A 419-nucleotide genomic window follows, 5' to 3' on the forward strand; every position below is an offset into this window, starting at 1 on the left:
TGGTTGGTTGCAAAACTCAGCTTCCGGAACTGCTGCGCTTCATCAACGAGGATCTGGTCGATGCCGATCTCTCCCAGATGCACGAGATCGTCCTTTCGAGCGGAAAGGCCTTCCAGCTTCGCCTGCATCTTCTCCTTCATGCTCTCGACCCGCTTGCGCGACAGGCGGTCGGCTGCGTCGACACTTTCCAGCACTTCCTCGTAAGACGCGATCTGCGCCTCGATCATCTGGCGCTCGAAATCTCCCTCCACCGGGATGAACCTGAATGCGTCATGCGTGATGATGATCGCGTCCCAGTTTCCGGTCGCGGCCCGGGCGAGGAACCGCTGGCGCTTTGCCTTCACGAAGTTCGTCTCGTCGGCGACAAGGATCCGTGCGGTCGGGTAGAGCATGAGGAATTCGCGGGCCATCTGGGCGAG

At 60.1% G+C, this 419-nt stretch carries 1 protein-coding gene; it reads right to left on the bottom strand.

The window, feature by feature from the left end:
* Positions 1–419 (bottom strand): hypothetical protein (locus tag B7449_RS16085; RefSeq protein ID WP_148431368.1); only part of this gene is annotated, 419 nt, incomplete at both ends.

Source organism: Komagataeibacter intermedius TF2, from assembly GCF_000964425.1.
Classification (GTDB): Bacteria; Pseudomonadota; Alphaproteobacteria; order Acetobacterales; family Acetobacteraceae; genus Komagataeibacter; species Komagataeibacter intermedius.